Annotated in this window: 15 protein-coding genes; 12 read left to right on the forward strand and 3 right to left on the reverse strand. The window is 61.8% G+C overall.

The annotated features are described in order from the left end of the window. Positions 1 to 191: 191 nt before the first annotated feature. The 11 genes from LMTR21_RS29990 (at position 192) to LMTR21_RS30045 (ending at position 11,596) form a co-directional block, all read left to right on the forward strand. Positions 192 to 1,085 carry an NAD(P)-dependent oxidoreductase gene (locus LMTR21_RS29990; protein ID WP_065751119.1) on the forward strand — a complete coding sequence of 298 codons (894 nt, stop codon included), beginning with the start codon at positions 192 to 194 and terminating at the stop codon, positions 1,083 to 1,085. Between the two features lie 79 nt (positions 1,086 to 1,164). Next, positions 1,165 to 2,550, forward strand: a complete 1,386-nt coding sequence (locus LMTR21_RS29995; RefSeq protein WP_246174448.1) for an MmgE/PrpD family protein — start codon at positions 1,165 to 1,167, stop codon at positions 2,548 to 2,550. Next, positions 2,550 to 3,485 (forward strand): branched-chain amino acid ABC transporter permease, encoded by a 936-nt coding sequence (locus LMTR21_RS30000; protein WP_065751117.1) that lies wholly within the window; start codon positions 2,550 to 2,552, stop codon positions 3,483 to 3,485. The genes LMTR21_RS29995 and LMTR21_RS30000 overlap by 1 nt, the downstream gene beginning before the upstream one ends. A gap of 2 nt (positions 3,486 to 3,487) precedes the next feature. Next, a complete protein-coding gene (locus LMTR21_RS30005) occupies positions 3,488 to 5,263 on the forward strand; it encodes a branched-chain amino acid ABC transporter ATP-binding protein/permease (protein ID WP_187399230.1) in 1,776 nt (591 codons plus the stop codon). Next, on the forward strand, positions 5,250 to 5,957 hold the full coding sequence (locus LMTR21_RS30010; protein ID WP_065751115.1) for an ABC transporter ATP-binding protein: 708 nt from the start codon (positions 5,250 to 5,252) through the stop codon (positions 5,955 to 5,957). Before LMTR21_RS30005 ends, LMTR21_RS30010 begins: the two co-directional genes overlap by 14 nt. A 35-nt stretch (positions 5,958 to 5,992) precedes the next feature. Continuing rightward, a complete protein-coding gene (locus LMTR21_RS30015; protein WP_065751114.1) occupies positions 5,993 to 7,228 on the forward strand; it encodes an ABC transporter substrate-binding protein in 1,236 nt (411 codons plus the stop codon). A gap of 39 nt (positions 7,229 to 7,267) precedes the next feature. Next, positions 7,268 to 8,503, forward strand: a complete 1,236-nt coding sequence (locus LMTR21_RS30020) for an ABC transporter substrate-binding protein (RefSeq protein WP_065751113.1) — start codon at positions 7,268 to 7,270, stop codon at positions 8,501 to 8,503. A 26-nt stretch (positions 8,504 to 8,529) separates the two neighbouring features. Then, on the forward strand, positions 8,530 to 8,910 hold the full coding sequence (locus tag LMTR21_RS30025; RefSeq protein WP_065751112.1) for a carboxymuconolactone decarboxylase family protein: 381 nt from the start codon (positions 8,530 to 8,532) through the stop codon (positions 8,908 to 8,910). 13 nt (positions 8,911 to 8,923) lie between these two features. Further along, a complete protein-coding gene (locus LMTR21_RS30030; RefSeq protein ID WP_065751111.1) occupies positions 8,924 to 9,694 on the forward strand; it encodes an SDR family oxidoreductase in 771 nt (256 codons plus the stop codon). A 187-nt stretch (positions 9,695 to 9,881) separates the two neighbouring features. Then, positions 9,882 to 10,595: a GntR family transcriptional regulator gene (locus LMTR21_RS30040; protein WP_065751110.1), complete on the forward strand. Its 714-nt coding sequence runs from the start codon at positions 9,882 to 9,884 to the stop codon at positions 10,593 to 10,595. A 23-nt stretch (positions 10,596 to 10,618) separates the two neighbouring features. Continuing rightward, entirely contained in the window at positions 10,619 to 11,596 is a 978-nt protein-coding gene (locus LMTR21_RS30045) for a tripartite tricarboxylate transporter substrate-binding protein (protein WP_065751109.1), read from the forward strand. A gap of 136 nt (positions 11,597 to 11,732) precedes the next feature. On the opposite strand, the gene LMTR21_RS30050 is transcribed toward LMTR21_RS30045, so the two are convergent. The 3 genes from LMTR21_RS30050 to LMTR21_RS40375 all read right to left on the reverse strand — a co-directional run bounded on the left by LMTR21_RS30050 (position 11,733) and on the right by LMTR21_RS40375 (position 14,150). Further along, positions 11,733 to 12,137, reverse strand: a complete 405-nt coding sequence (locus LMTR21_RS30050) for a hypothetical protein (protein WP_141688133.1) — start codon at positions 12,135 to 12,137, stop codon at positions 11,733 to 11,735. 329 nt (positions 12,138 to 12,466) lie between these two features. Then, on the reverse strand, positions 12,467 to 12,937 hold the full coding sequence (locus LMTR21_RS30055) for a metallophosphoesterase family protein (RefSeq protein WP_065751107.1): 471 nt from the start codon (positions 12,935 to 12,937) through the stop codon (positions 12,467 to 12,469). Between the two features lie 949 nt (positions 12,938 to 13,886). Beyond that, positions 13,887 to 14,150 carry a hypothetical protein gene (locus tag LMTR21_RS40375; RefSeq protein WP_187399231.1) on the reverse strand — a complete coding sequence of 88 codons (264 nt, stop codon included), beginning with the start codon at positions 14,148 to 14,150 and terminating at the stop codon, positions 13,887 to 13,889. On the opposite strand from LMTR21_RS40375, the gene LMTR21_RS40380 reads away from it, so the two are divergent. Continuing rightward, on the forward strand, positions 14,149 to 14,460 hold the full coding sequence (locus tag LMTR21_RS40380) for a universal stress protein (RefSeq protein WP_187399232.1): 312 nt from the start codon (positions 14,149 to 14,151) through the stop codon (positions 14,458 to 14,460). The two genes, LMTR21_RS40375 and LMTR21_RS40380, sit on opposite strands and share 2 nt — an antisense overlap. Positions 14,461 to 14,537 lie beyond the last annotated feature (77 nt).

Below are 14,537 nucleotides of genomic sequence, written 5' to 3' on the forward strand. Positions count from 1 at the left end.
CGCTTTGTTGAACCATAAGCCGACCTGCGGCCAACTGTCGACCTCTAAATGTTCAGCTTGACAGATTGACTGACAATCTGAACAGATATGGGGCGGCGTGGGAACCGTGCCGCAACGACAATCGAACAGCGACGGCAAGTCGAACAACAACAGCGCGCTCGCCTTAAGAGACGCGCGACAGGGAGCAAGCGATGGCGGGAGAGACGCTCGGCGTGATCGGCACGGGCCGCATGGGCGGACCTATGGCAGGGCGGCTACTGGACGCCGGCTATTCGCTCGTCATCTATGACACCCAGAACGAAGCGATGCAGCCGCTGCTCAAACGCGGCGCGCAGCAAGCCAAATCGCCTGCCGACGTCGCCTCCCGCGCAGAGATCGTGCTCGCGAGCCTGCCGACACCTGACATCGTCAAGGCAGTTGCACTTGGCCCCGACGGCATCAGCAGCGGCAATCGCGCGCGAATCGTGGTCGATTTGTCGACCACTGGCCCCGGCGCGGCCAAGCTGGTGGCGGAAGGCCTGAAGGCAAAAGGCATGACACTGGTTGATGCGCCCGTGAGTGGCGGCATCAAGGGTGCCGTCAACGGCACGCTCGCCGTGATGGTATCGTGCCCGCAGGCGACCTATGACACCGTGCAGCCGATCCTGAAGAATTTCGGCAAGCTGTTCTATACCGGCGACAAGCCCGGCGTGGCCCAGACGGCCAAGCTTGCCAACAATTTGATGGCGGCTGCGGCGCTGGTGATCACCTCCGAAGCGGTGGCGATGGGCGTCAAGGGCGGCGTCAACGCCAAGGTCCTGATCGACATCATCAATGCCAGCAGCGGCCGCAACAGTGCGTCCGAAGACAAGTTCCCGCGCGCAGTGCTGCCCGGCACATTCGATTTCGGATTTGCGACCGGGCTTTCCTACAAGGACGTGCGGCTCTGTGTCGACGAAGCGGAAGCCATGGGCGTGCCGATGGTCTGCGGCGCGGTGGTGCGGCAGATGCTTGCGATCACCAACGCCAAATATGGCGCGGCGTCGGACTTCACATCCATCGCCAAAGTCGTTGAGGAATGGGCCGGCGTTCAGATGCGCGGCTGATCGGCAGGCATCTCAGGGAGCAGCGGGTGCGATGGTGATCGGCGCGACCGTTTCAGGCAAAGAACCGTTAGCGAGGCGAATGGCGCGATCGGCGCTTGCCGTCGAGTTCGCGGATTTCGGTCCGGATGTGGTCGCGAAGGCCAAACTTTGCCTGATCGATTTCCTCTCCTGCGCATTCGAGGCTGGCAATCACCCTTGGAGCCGTCAGGCCGTGGCTGCGGCCCATCCAGCCAGCAGTGGCGCGACCATCATCGGAACCTCCCGGCTTGCATCTCCGGCAGATGCGGCCTTTGCCAATGCCGTGATGGGGCACGGCCTCGTCCGCGAAGACATGCATGCGGCCAGCATCTCGCACCATGGAGTCGTGATCTGGCCGACATTGCTCGCGCTCTCCGAACAGGCTGCCCTGCGCGGCACCGCGCTGCTTGCTGCCGCCATCATCGGGTATGAGACCGGCGCACGGATCGGCCGTGTCTTGTTCAACTCCGACCTCGCTCGCCTGTATCGACCGACCGGTCTGGTGGCGCCGCTTGGCGCCGCGCTGGCCGGCAGCTTTGCGCTTGGCCTGTCGGAGCAAGCCGCGACGAGCGCCATCGCGATCGCCGCCAACACTTCCAGCGGCCTCAACGAGTGGCCGCATGGCGGTGGCGCCGAAATGTACTTTCACCCGGGCTTCGCTGCAGCCAATGCGCTGAGGGCCATCGCGCTGGCCGAGGCCGGCGCCTCCGCCTCCGAGACCATCCTGGAAGGCGAAGGCGGCCTGTTCGCGGCCTACCGGCGGCAGCGGGCACCGAACGATATCAAACTGTTCGGCGGCGGTGACGCGGAAATCATGGCTGTCTACAACAAGCCGGCGCCGGCGTGCAATTTCGCGCAGACCGCATCGCAAGCCGCACTCCGCGTCTCGCACGAGCTTGCCGAAACCGAATCGGTCGAGCGCATCATCATTCGCGCGCCTGATGCTGCGGTTCGCTATCCCGGCTGCGATGCCAAGGGGCCCTACCGGAACGCGTTGCAGGCAAAGATGAGCATTCCGTTCAGCGTGGCGGCCACGCTTGCCCGTGGCGAGATCGACGAAGAGAACTACGCGTCCCTCGAGGATCCGGAAGTTCTCCGCCTGATCGCCGCAACCGATCTTGAGAGCGATACCGCCTTCACGGCCGCCTTTCCCGCCAAACAAGGCGCTGATGTCACCGTCCACCTGCGGGATGGCAAGACGATCCGGCACAGCCTTTCCGACGTCGTCGCCGCGACCCCGGCCGAAATCCGAACCCGCTTTCGCGCCGCCGCAGCCTGGGTGATCGGTGCGGACCGCGCACACCGGTTGGAACAGGCGATCGATGACTGCGAGCAGCTTGGCGATGCCGGCGTCATCGCCGCGGCATGCCGGCTCGATCTTAAGCGAGTGTCGGGGGGAATCGTGAACCAGGAAACCAGCATTGCAATAACCGGGAGCGGCCGCTGATGGAGGGCTTTCTGCAAGCGCTCGCCGCCGGCCTGTTGATCGGTGCGGTCTACGGCCTGATGTGCGTAGGCCTCGGGCTGATCTTCGGTGTCATGCGCGTGATCAATTTCGCTCACGGCGACTTCATGATGCTCGGCATGTATGCCGCCTTCTACCTCTTCACCGCCGCAGGGGTGCAGGCCGTGTTCGGCAACGCCGTGGGACCGTTCGTCGCGATCCTGCTCGCCGGCCCCGTGCTCGCGGTGTTCGGCTACTTCGTTCACCGCACCCTGATCTCCCACGTATCGGGCACCCGCACCGCCTCACTCGAGGGTGAGGGCCATTATGCCCAGCTCATCCTCACGCTCGGCATCGCGCTGATCCTGCAGAACGGCGGCCTCATCATCTTCGGATCGGTACTGGCCTCGATCCGCACTCCACTATCGAGTTCGGCCTGGGAGCTTGGTCTTCTCTCCGACGTAAGCGTCTTCATTAACAAAGCGCGTGGCATCGATGCCGTTGTCTCGCTGGTGATCATGACGCTGCTCAGTCTCTTGATCACACGTTCGCGGATCGGCAAGTCGCTGCGCGCCGCGGCCGATAATCCGACGGCGGCCACCTATATGGGCATCGACGTCGATCGTGCGCACCGGGTCGCCTTTGCGCTCGGCTGCGGCATCACCGCCATCGCCGGCGGCCTGCTCGCCACCAACTATCCGTTCCATCCTTTTGTCGGCCTTGAATACGTGATCGTGATGTATGCCGGCGTCGTGCTCGGCGGCATGGGCAGCATCATCGGCGCTTTCTGGGGCGGCATGACGATAGGTCTGGTCCAGCAGATGTCGACGCTGATCCTGCCGACGCAGCTGCAGAATGCGGCGATCTTCGTCGTCTTCCTCCTGATCATCTTCTTCCGTCCGCAAGGCTTCTTCGGACGCATGGTCGAGAGGACGTGACCATGCCCCAGTTCCGCTCGCTGCTGCCTGCGATTCTCTTTACCATCGCCTACGCGGTGGTCTCGCTCAGCGTCACCAATTCCTACTATCAATTGGTGCTGACGCTGGTCCCGGTATGGGCCGTGTTCGGCCTTTCCTGGAATTTGCTCAGCGGCTACACGGGCCTGATCTCGTTCGGCCATGCGGCTTTCTTCGGGATCGGCGCCTACACGACCGCGCTCGGCCAGATCTACTTCGATCTGTCTCCCTGGCTTCTGATCCCGATCGCGGCAATGCTCGGCGGCATTGCCGGGCTTCTCATCGGCTTTCCGACTTTCCGCCTGCAGGGCCATTACTTTGCGCTGGCCATGCTCGCCTACCCGCTCGCCATCCTCTACGTCTTCGAATGGCTCGGTTTCCAGGAAGTCACGCTTCCGATGAAACGCGATGCGCCAATCGCCTATATGCAGTTTAGCGATCCTCGACTCTACACATTGCTGGCGCTGGCCATCATGCTGGCCACGATCGTGCTGACGCGGATCATCGAGCAGTCCCGCTTCGGCATGGCGCTGCTCGCCATCAAGCAGAACGAGGCCGCAGCCGAGGCCGCCGGGATCAATACGCTGGCGTGGAAGCTGCGCGCAATCATACTGAGCGGCGCCATCGCCGCCGCGATCGGTGCCTTTTACGCCCAGGTCCTTCTGGTCGTTACGCCGCAATCCGTGTTCGGCATGCTGGTGTCGGCTCAAGCTCTGACCGTCGCCATGTTTGGCGGCGTCGGAACGGTATGGGGACCAGTGATCGGATCGGTGATCCTGATCCCGCTGGCCGAGATACTGCACGCGGAAGCCGGCGATCGCTTCCCCGGCATCCAGGGTGTGATCTTCGGCTTCGCCATCATCTGCGTGATCCTGGTTGCTCCGGAAGGACTGTTCTGGAAGCTGCGCGATCTCCTGCGCAAGCGCTTCCCGCGGAAGGCAAATGCTGCGCCTGACGCGCCACAACCGGCAACGGCCACCGTGACGCCCTTGCACACCGCGCCTCGCAGGCGTGCCGCAGGCTCCGAAGTCGTGCTCGAGGTGCGTAATCTTTCACGCTCGTTCGGCGGATTGAAAGCCGTTCAGAATGTCAGCTTCAAGCTGCACAAGAACGAGATCCTCGGCATTATCGGCCCGAACGGCGCCGGCAAGACGACACTGTTCAATCTCCTCAACGGCTTCCTGCGCCCCGATGAGGGCGAAGTTATCATCGATGGCCGCAATATGTCCGGCGAACGGCCGCATACGATCTGCGAGGCCGGCATCGGCCGCACCTTCCAGGTCATGCGTCCGTTCCCGCGCATGTCGATTCTCGACAACGTCGTGGTCGGCGCCTATGTGCGCGCAACGACCGAGGACGAAGCGAGCAAGCTTGCCGCCGATGCCGTTGCGCGCGTCGGTCTTTCTGACGTGGCGGATCGCGTCGCCGGCGAGCTGTCGACCAAGGAATTGCGTTTGATGGAGCTCGCGCGCGCCCTCGCCGGCCAGCCGAGAATTTTGCTGCTCGATGAAACGCTCGCGGGCCTTGGCCATGGCGAGGCGGACGAGGTTGTCGCAGTCATCCAACAGCTCGCCCGTGACGGCATCACGATCGCGATCATCGAACACACCATGCAGGCGATGGTCCGCCTGGTCGACAGTTTCGTCGTCCTCGACCACGGCGCCGTCATCACCGAAGGAGAGCCCGAGGTCGTTACGCGCGACAACCGCGTGATCGAGGCCTATCTCGGCAAGAAATGGGTGGCCCATGCTCCGCATTGAAGGATTGAGCGCGGGCTATTCGGCCAAGCCCGTTCTGAACGGCGTGTCGATCAATGTCGAGGCGGGCCAGTTCGTTGCAATCGTAGGACCCAACGGCGCCGGCAAGACCACGCTGTTCAAGACCATCTCCGGCATCCTGCAGCCGGGCGCCGGCCGGATCATGTTCGGCGACGCCGACCTGCTGACGGTACCGCCGGCGCAGCGCGCGCATCTCGGCATCGCGCATGTGCCCGAAGGACGCCAGGTTTTTCCGTCGCTCACCGTGATGGAGAATCTGGAAATGGGCGCAATGACCGAAAGCGGCCGGCGCGACTGGAAACAGAATATCGAGCGCATCTTTGAATGGCTGCCGGTGCTCGCGGAACGCCGGGGCCAGTTCGCCGGCACGCTGTCGGGCGGGCAGCAGCAGATGCTGGCGATCGGCCGCGGCCTCGCCTCTTCGCCCAAGCTCCTGATGCTAGACGAGCCATCGATGGGCCTCGCGCCTTCAACGGCTGATTTCATCTTCGAACGGTTGATCGACATCCGCACGCAATCCGGCCTGACCATGCTGCTGGTCGAGCAGCGCGTCGCGGAAGCGCTGGAATCCGCCGATCACGGCTACGTCCTCGAAGCCGGACGGGTCGTGCTCGAGGGCAACAACGAGACGCTGCGTGCGGATGATCGGGTCCGCAAGGCCTATCTCGGCATGTGACAAGTTCAAAAAAGCAAGAAACAAGGAGAAGCAGAATGAACAAGAACAATAAAGGATTGACGCGCCGGACCGTTCTTTCGGGTGCCGCCGCTGTCGGCTTCTCAGGACTGGCCCGCGCACAGCAGCCGGCCGAGGTCAAGGTCGGACTTATCGTGCCGCTGTCCGGCATCTACACCCGTCCCGGCCAGGTGATGAGGATGGGCGCCGAGATGGGCATCGATCACATCAACAAACAGGGTGGTATCAAGGCGCTCGGCGGCGCCAAGATGAAGCTTGTGGTGATCGATTGCGGCGACACCACCGAAAAGGCAAAGAACGCGGCGCAACGAATGGTGGCGCAGGAAACCGACCTCGTTGCCGCGACCGGCGCCTACCTCTCCTCCTTCACCCTGGCGGTGACCGAGGTGACCGAACGCGCCGAATTGCCGGTGCTCACGCTCTCCTATTCGGACCTGCTGACCGAGCGCGGCTTTAAATACATCTTCCAGACCGCGGCCCCTGCCAGCCGGCAGTCGGAACTCGGTCTGCCAACACTGATGAAGCTTGCCGAATCCGCATCGGGCAAGCGGCCGAAGACGGTGGCGATGCTGATGGACAACACGGCGACCTCGATCGCAACCGCGAAGGCGTTGAAGGAAAAGCTGTTCGCGCAGGAAGGTCTGCAGCTCGTTGTGGAAGAGATCTGGACGCCGCCGCTGTCGGACGCCACTCCGCTGATCCAGAAAGTCCGCTCCGCGCGTCCCGACCTCCTCCTGTTCATGCCGAACGCGGTATCGGACGCCAAGCTCGGGCTGGAGAAGATCAACGAGTTCGGCCTCGGCCAGGGCAAGATCCCGACCGTCTCCTTCAGTATCACGATCGCCGAGCCGGACATGCTGCAGAGTGTCAGCACCGAAGCCGTGCAGGGCATCATGACGATCGTCGCCAACTGGGGTTCGAAGGGCCAGGAAGAGCTGATCGCGGAGTTGAAGGCCAAGTACAAGGAGCCTTGGGCGACACAAAACGTCGTCTCGACCTATGGCGACATGTGGCTGATGAAGGAAGCCCTGGAGAAAGCCGGCAAGGCCGACCGCCAAGCTGTCGCGCAAGCCTTCCGCACCATGGATGCAGGGCCGTCGAAATACTATCCGGGCGGCCAGCTCAAATTCGACGAGAAGGGCCGCCGTGTCGGCGCCGGTGTCGTCATCGTGCAGTGGCAAAATGGCGTGCCGGTCACCGTCTATCCGCCCGAACTCGCGCAGGCCTCGCCGTTCTGGCCGAAAAAATCCTGACAGGAACAATTTCATCACCATTGAGGGAGGAGGATCGTCATGACTGGGAATTTTCAGACCAAAGTGACCCGGCGAACATTGCTCGCCGGCGCATCCAGCGCGCTGATTGCATCCCGCGCCTGGGCGCAGCAGCCTTCTGAAGTCAAGGTCGGCCTGCTGGTTCCGATATCCGGCATGTACGCGCGGCCGGGGACCGTGATGCGCCAGGGCGCCGAAATGGCGATCGATCACATCAACGCCCAGGGCGGCGTCAAAGCGCTCGGCGGCGCCAAGATGAAACTGGTGGTACTCGACTCCGGCGACAGCACCGAGAAGGCCAAGAACGCCGCACAGCGCATGGTGGCGCAGGAGACCGATCTGGTGGCGGCGAGCGGCGCCTATCTCTCGTCCTTCACGCTCGCGGTCACCGAGGTCACGGAGCGGGCCAACCTGCCCGTCCTCACCCTCTCTTATTCCGACCTCATCACCGACCGCGGCTTCAAATACGTCTTCCAGACCTCGGCGACCGCGGGCTCCCAGGCACGGCAGGCCTTGCCGCAGATCATCAAGCTTGCCGAAACCGCCTCCGGCAAACGGCCGAAGACGGTCGCGATCTTGACCGACAACACCGCAGCTTCCGTCGCCTCCGCGAAGTCGATGCGCGAAGGTCTTCTGGCAGAGAACCAGTTGCAACTGATCGTCGACGAGACCTTTACGCCTCCGCTCGCCGACGCCACGTCGCTGGTGCAGAAGATCCGCTCCGCCAAGCCCGACCTTCTGTTCTTCCTGCCCACTATAATCTCCGACGCAAAGCTGCTGCTGGAGAAGATGAACGAGTTCGGCCTCGGCCAGGGCAAGATTCCCACCATCTCGTTCGGAATTGCGATCGCCGAGCCGGATATGCTGCAGACGGTCAGCCCGGAGCTGCTGCAGGGCGTATTGACCTGCGTCGCAAGCTGGGGAGCCAAGGGACATGAAGCGCTCATCGCGGAGCTGAAGAACCGCTACAAGGAGCCATGGATGACGCAGAACGCGATCTCCACCTATGGCGACATGTGGGTGATCAAGGACGCGCTCGAGAAGGCCGGCAAGGCCGATCGCGTCGCGGTCGCTGAGGCCCTGCGCAGCATGGACGCCGGACCTTCCAAGTATTACCCGCTCGGCGAAATCAAGTTCGACGAAAAAGGCCGACGCCTCGGCGCCGGCATGACTATCGTGCAGTGGCAGACCGGCGTACCGGTTACGGTATTCCCGCCGCAACTGGCACTCGCGCAACCCTTCTGGCCCAAGAGCTGACATCGCCATAAGAAACGGAGAACACAATGGACAAGGCGACCTACGACCGCGGTCTCGAAATCCGCAAGGATGTGCTCGGCAGCGAGTTCGTCGACAAGGCATTGGCGTCGGCGGATGACTTCAACCGCCCGATGCAGGACCTGACGACAGAGTATTGCTGGGGCTATGTCTGGGGCCGCGACGGCCTGACACGAAAGACCCGCAGCTTCCTCAATCTCGCAATGCTTTGCGCACTCAACCGTCCGCATGAGCTGAAGACGCACGTACGCGGCGCGCTGGCCAACGGCGCCACACGCGAGGAAATTCGCGAGGTCTTCATGCAGGTGGCGATCTATTGTGGCGTTCCTGCCGGCGTGGATGCGTTCCGCAACGCCAAGGAAGTGTTTGCCGAGTTCGACAAGAAGTAGGAGCCGCAACGCAATGAAGGACAAATGGGCCCTCGTTACCGGAGCGACCGCCGGCCTCGGCTTGGCGGTAGCGGAAAGCCTTGCCGGCGCGGGAGCCAATATCGTCCTGCACGATCTCGTGGCGCCGAAAGAAGCCGCGGATCGCCTCAGTGCCCGCTTTGGCGTCTCGGTCATGGCCACCGAAGCGGACCTGTCGCAGCGTACCGCCATCGAAACCATGATGGCGGGCTTGCTCGACCGCTGTGGTGCCATCGATATCCTCGTCAACAACGCCGTTATCAGGCATTTCGCCGCCGTGGAGCATTTTCCGCCGGACGCCTGGGACAACGCGCTGGCGGTGAACCTGTCCGCGCCCTTTCACCTGATCCGCCTGGCACTCCCCGCCATGAAACAGCGCGGCTGGGGCCGCATCGTCAACATGGCGTCGATCTATTCGACGCGCGCCGTTGAGGATCGCATCGACTACGTCACCACCAAGACGGCGATCCTTGGCATCACCCGCGCCGTTGCGCTGGAAACAGCGCGCACCGGAATCACGTGCAACGCGGTGGCGCCTGGCACGCTGCCGACACCAGCCATCCAGGGCAAGATCGCATCCATCGCAGCAAAGGCCGGCGAGAGTGTCGAAAGTGCCACCGCGAGCTATCTAGCAACGCGGCAGCCCTCCGGCCGGTTCATCGGAATGGAGGCGGTCGGCGCGCTTGTGGTCTTCCTTTGCGGCGCGGCCGCCCAGGACATCACCGGCGCTTGCCTGCCAATCGATGGAGGCTGGTCGATCGCATGAGGAGAGCAATACAGAAAAGGCATGCTTCCGATGACCGACGGGTTGAGCCAGACGACAAGTTCAAGATGGCACTCGATATTGCCCACTCGATCGCCTTCGCCCTTGACCGGCCCGCCCATGTTCAAATTGCCGAAATGATGATTCTGCCTGTAAACCGGTACTGAGCCACGCAAACGAAGGCCCGGCCATGGACAGACGTAGGGAATTGCAGTCGACACTTCGAATAGAGGACGTTCCGACCGTCCGGGCGATGGTCGCCCAGAAGCTGCGCGAAGCAATCATGTCCGGCACCCTGAAGCCGGGCCAACGGCTGGTCGAGCGCGAACTCTGCGAAATGATGGGCGTCAGCCGTCCCTCGATCCGCGAGGCATTGCGGCACCTGGAGGCCGATGGGCTCGTCAAGACCGTCCCGCATCGCGGCCCGGTGGTCAGCACCATCAGCCTCGAGGAAGCCAGGCAGCTTTACGACGCGCGGGCGGTTCTGGAAGGATTTGCCGGCCGCGAATGCGCGCGACTGTGCGACCCCGACGTCGTGCGTCGAATTGGCGATGCCCTGACCCGGCTGAAAGCCGCCGCTGCCAAGCAGGATCTGGTCGGATGCCTGGAGGCCAAGACCGACTTCTATGGCGCACTCATCGGAGGCTGCCGCAACAGCTTTGTCGAGCGGATGCTCAAGCCGTTGCATGACCGGATCACACTGTTGCGGATCACCTCGATGTCGCAACCGAAGCGGATCAACAAGAGCTTGCGCGAGGTGACCGCAATCTGGCGCGCGATCCAGAGCGGCGATGAAGAACTCGCCGAGCGCTGTTGCGTGGATCACGTCAAGGCGGCGGCGGTTGCCGCCCTCGACATGATCGCGCGCACGTCGGCCAAGGAGAACTCGCTTCCCGACGAATAGGTGAAGCGCCTAGGGGGTGTTCAATGATGTATCTGGTGCGATCGCTGGTCCTGCTTCTGGTGCTTTCTTCTCCCTGCGCCAGGGCGCTTGCGCAGGACTACCCCTCCCGCCCGATCACGATGATCGTGCCCTTCTCTGCCGGCGGCCCCGGTGACGTGATTGCGCGCATTCTCGGGACTACCATGAGCGCGACACTGAAGCAGTCGTTCGTGATTGAGAACGTGGTCGGCGCCGGTGGCACGCTCGGCACCAATCGCGTCGCAAAGGCGCCGCCCGATGGCTACACATTGCTCTTGATGCATGTCGGCCAGGCGACCGCGCCGGCACTCTACGCCAAATTGCCGTTCGACCCAGTCGGCGATTTCTCCATGATCGGCCTCGTCACCGACGTGCCGATGATCCTCGTGACGCGACCAAATTTTCCGGCAAAGGACCTGAAGGAGCTGGTCGCCCGAATCCGCAGCGACGGCGACAAGACGACATACGGCAATGTCGGACTGGGCTCCGCATCGCAACTCTGCGGATTGATGTTCATGAGCACGACCGACACCAAGCTTACATCGGTCTATTACAAGGGCGGCGGCCCCGCTCTAAATGATGTTCTCGCGGGTCATATCGACGTGTATTGCGATCCCGCCACCGGACCGACGCCCCATATACAGTCCGGCACAATCAAGGGGTACGCGATCACCAGCAAGCAGCGCGTTCCGACGCTGCCAAACGTGCCAACCGCAGCCGAGGCCGGCCTCCCCGCATTCGATGTTACGACCTGGTACGGTCTCTATGCGCCGCGCGGCACGCCGAAGCCCGTCATCGCCACGCTGGTCGCTGCCCTGCAGACCGCTCTCAAGGATCCGGCGCTTGTCAGTCGCTTTGGCGAACTCAGCATGGCTCCGGTCAAACAAGACCGTGCGACCCCAGAAGCGCTGGAGGCCTTCCTTCGAGCAGAAATCGACAAATGGGGGCGAATCATCAAGGCGGCAGGAATCGAACCTCAATAGAGTGTCGCGGCCAGGAGATATCTGAGCAACGGGGACAAGGCCAAGGTGACGATCCGACTTCTGCCAGCACTCGCTGGTCGCACTCGTGTGCAACACAAGCCCCGCTGCTATGCAAGTAGCTGCTTCGAATGAGAACCTAATCCGGCCCTTCGGTTTCAGAGCCGACGCGACGGCGGTTTGGCACTTCGTTCAATAACCCGGCAAGTCGCAAGCCTTCCAGAATTCCGTCCAGACGCTGTTCACGGATCATCGCGGCAACCATCGAAACGGCGTCCTGTTGCTGGACCGTGAAGTGTACATCGGGCAATTGCTCAGACATCGCTTCAAGGAATGTCTGCGGATTTGTGACGTGATCCCGGAGCGCGTGCGCCGCGTCCTGCGCAAGGTAAGTCGCGAGATCGCCGTCGATCATGCCGCCGAAATTGAAGTCATGGTGGGTACGGTCTCCTATCGATCGCCGAATCAGCTCGCTCTGCTGCTTTGCCTCCATAAAAAGCAGGAACACCGCATCCGGCAGATTTTCGCGCGGCACTTTCTTCAAGTCAGCGATCCGGGCGTAAATGGCCCTGCCGGCACGCGTGTTCCGCTCGAATCGCGCCCGAGCCTCCCTGGCTTCATGATCTCGCAGTATCTTTTCTCGCCGCCTTCTTCCAAACATCTTTGCGTCCTCCGGGCCGCGATATAGGTCGGTTCGCGCACCATAGGAAGATCAAAATCACCCCAGCGGCGCGAAGAACCCCGCTGGATGCAGGACCGTGCCGGTCGACAGTCCGAGGCTGGCCAGAATTCACGGTGACCTTGGATGCCCGTGACGCCGTCAGAGATCCAGCTGTAGTCTTCCCTTCGGGATATCCCTGGAGAGCACACTGCTCAGTACTTCGGCGGACTAAGGTCGTGAATGACAGGCCGAAGGCCGCTTACGGTTAGCTCCAAAGTAGCCACTGTGACAGGCAGCTTGAAACGCTGTGGCCCGGCGCTTCCCGGATTTAGATAAAGCACGCCGTCAATCGTTTGGATCCGCGGCCGATGCGAGTGCCCGTAAACAACCACGTCAATTCCGCAAACTGCTGGATCGATCTGCAGATCCTGAAGGTCGTGCAAGACATAGAAGGACCGCTCCCCGAGCTGTATTAGCTGAGTGTCGGGATAATGTTTCGCCCAGTCGCCGGTATCGATGTTTCCTCTGATCGCAGTGACAGGCGCAATCCTACGCAGCAAGCCGACAACGTCCGCGTGACCAATATCGCCAGCGTGGATGATATGCGCCGCCCCGGCAAGCCTTTGCTCAGCCTCAGGCCGCAGGAGCCCGTGGGTGTCCGATATGATTCCAATCCTCAGCATTGCGCAGTATCTCTCGACACGCGGCCGAACGACGTGTCCGACTGTCTCGATCACGCATAACACCAGACAATATCGGCGTTCAAATCAGGGGAGCGTCACGCCCCCGCTGCCGCGATTCTTTGCTTTCAAGCTGAACCGGAGCAGCTAAGCAAAAGAGGCGGCACTTTTCGCCTCCGACAACAGCGGCTCGCCCCCGCACGTGTAAGTCCCACCCTAGCGAGTCTCTGTCGTCCGCCACGCCCAGATTCACGCCCCTGCCCCACTGCCTCACATTGGTTTCTCTAAGATCATATCCGACCGGATTGGAAGCAAAAATCGCGATTTTCGCATTCTCAGTGCACACAGCGTGCACACGAAATTCGAACTGCACACGCGTATGTGTCCGCGGCCAATCCCCAACTGGTGGCGTCGGGTATATTGGTAATCTTTTTTGCAGCCCTGGCAACTGATGACCGATCGCTCTCTATCACCTGGTGGTATGATCGCTGGCATCACCCGGTCGCTTGATGACCTGATGGGAAGGGTCGTTGCTAACGTGTCAGCCGGACCGTCATCTGGTGAAGGCCGGATGAGAAGTGTCTCGATAGCGTGCAGCGTGGAGCCGCTTGCCCTTTACCTGAATCGCCACGCACCTCGCGGGAACAGCAGGGATAAAGATAGATACTGGAGCGATCAGTGTGGATGCGAGATCGCCTAATTGGAGGCAGACCTATGATCAAGGATATTCTTGTCAACCTGTCTTACGGGACGTCGCAAGATGTCGTTTCCAACTACGCCTTGTCGGTTGCAGAAGCATTCGGCGCACACATCGTGGGGGCCGCCTTCCATCCGGCAATGCTCGGTCGCGCTGACCTGTCGGCCTTTGTTCGAGCCCCAGCAAGCAGACGTTCGAGAACGCGCAGAGTCCGTGGTCACCGCGTCTAACGAGGCGACGCGTCGCACCGGCGCTTCAGCCGAAACGCGCAGGATTGAAGCTGACATTGGCGACGTACCAACCCAGTTTGCGCATATCGCAAGGCGATTCGATCTTTCCATCATTGGTCAATTTGAAAACGGCAGCGACCATCCAACCAAAAACATCGTCATTGAGGCGGCGCGGTTCGAATCCGGAAGGCCGGTGCTCATCGTTCCTTTTATTCAGAAAGACCGCTTCAAACTCGATAATGTCATGGCCTGCTGGGATGGCAGCCGCGCGAGCGGTCGCCGATGCCATGCCGTTTCTTACACGCTCCGGCAAGGCGAGCGTTGTTGTTGCGGACATTCAGAGCGCGAAAAGCGCGGGCCTTCCGGGTACGGATATCGCGACCCATCTGACCCGTCACGGAGTAAACGTCAAGATCGAGCGCATCCCCGTCAGCAAGATCGATGTTTCAAATGCAATCCTGTCATATGCAGCCGATACGGATCCCGATCTCATTGTCATGGGCGGGTACGGGCATTCCCGGCTGCGGGAGTTCATTCTTGGCGGGACGACACGTGGCATACTTGCCTCGATGACCAAACCCACGTTGATGTCGCACTGATCGTGCCCAATGCGAGACAAACAGTCCGATCTTGCGCCGCGCCTCACGCGGCGAGCCCACTCAACGCGCGTCGATCG

Origin of the sequence: Bradyrhizobium paxllaeri (genome assembly GCF_001693515.2) — a bacterium.
Lineage (GTDB): Bacteria > Pseudomonadota > Alphaproteobacteria > Rhizobiales > Xanthobacteraceae > Bradyrhizobium > Bradyrhizobium paxllaeri.

What these genes read in the sequence shown, in the direction of transcription:
- LMTR21_RS30055 (WP_065751107.1), bottom strand. Translation starts at nt 12,937, where the DNA reads ATGCTGAGGATTGGAATCATATCGGACACCCACGGGCTCCTGCGGCCT.
- LMTR21_RS30005 (WP_187399230.1), top strand. Translation starts at nt 3,488, where the DNA reads ATGCCCCAGTTCCGCTCGCTGCTGCCTGCGATTCTCTTTACCATCGCC.
- LMTR21_RS30020 (WP_065751113.1), top strand. Translation starts at nt 7,268, where the DNA reads ATGACTGGGAATTTTCAGACCAAAGTGACCCGGCGAACATTGCTCGCC.
- LMTR21_RS30025 (WP_065751112.1), top strand. Translation starts at nt 8,530, where the DNA reads ATGGACAAGGCGACCTACGACCGCGGTCTCGAAATCCGCAAGGATGTG.
- LMTR21_RS30030 (WP_065751111.1), top strand. Translation starts at nt 8,924, where the DNA reads ATGAAGGACAAATGGGCCCTCGTTACCGGAGCGACCGCCGGCCTCGGC.
- LMTR21_RS29995 (WP_246174448.1), top strand. Translation starts at nt 1,165, where the DNA reads ATGGCGCGATCGGCGCTTGCCGTCGAGTTCGCGGATTTCGGTCCGGAT.
- LMTR21_RS30040 (WP_065751110.1), top strand. Translation starts at nt 9,882, where the DNA reads ATGGACAGACGTAGGGAATTGCAGTCGACACTTCGAATAGAGGACGTT.
- LMTR21_RS30045 (WP_065751109.1), top strand. Translation starts at nt 10,619, where the DNA reads ATGATGTATCTGGTGCGATCGCTGGTCCTGCTTCTGGTGCTTTCTTCT.
- LMTR21_RS30010 (WP_065751115.1), top strand. Translation starts at nt 5,250, where the DNA reads ATGCTCCGCATTGAAGGATTGAGCGCGGGCTATTCGGCCAAGCCCGTT.
- LMTR21_RS29990 (WP_065751119.1), top strand. Translation starts at nt 192, where the DNA reads ATGGCGGGAGAGACGCTCGGCGTGATCGGCACGGGCCGCATGGGCGGA.
- LMTR21_RS30000 (WP_065751117.1), top strand. Translation starts at nt 2,550, where the DNA reads ATGGAGGGCTTTCTGCAAGCGCTCGCCGCCGGCCTGTTGATCGGTGCG.
- LMTR21_RS30015 (WP_065751114.1), top strand. Translation starts at nt 5,993, where the DNA reads ATGAACAAGAACAATAAAGGATTGACGCGCCGGACCGTTCTTTCGGGT.
- LMTR21_RS40375 (WP_187399231.1), bottom strand. Translation starts at nt 14,150, where the DNA reads ATGGCATCGGCGACCGCTCGCGCGGCTGCCATCCCAGCAGGCCATGAC.
- LMTR21_RS40380 (WP_187399232.1), top strand. Translation starts at nt 14,149, where the DNA reads ATGCCGTTTCTTACACGCTCCGGCAAGGCGAGCGTTGTTGTTGCGGAC.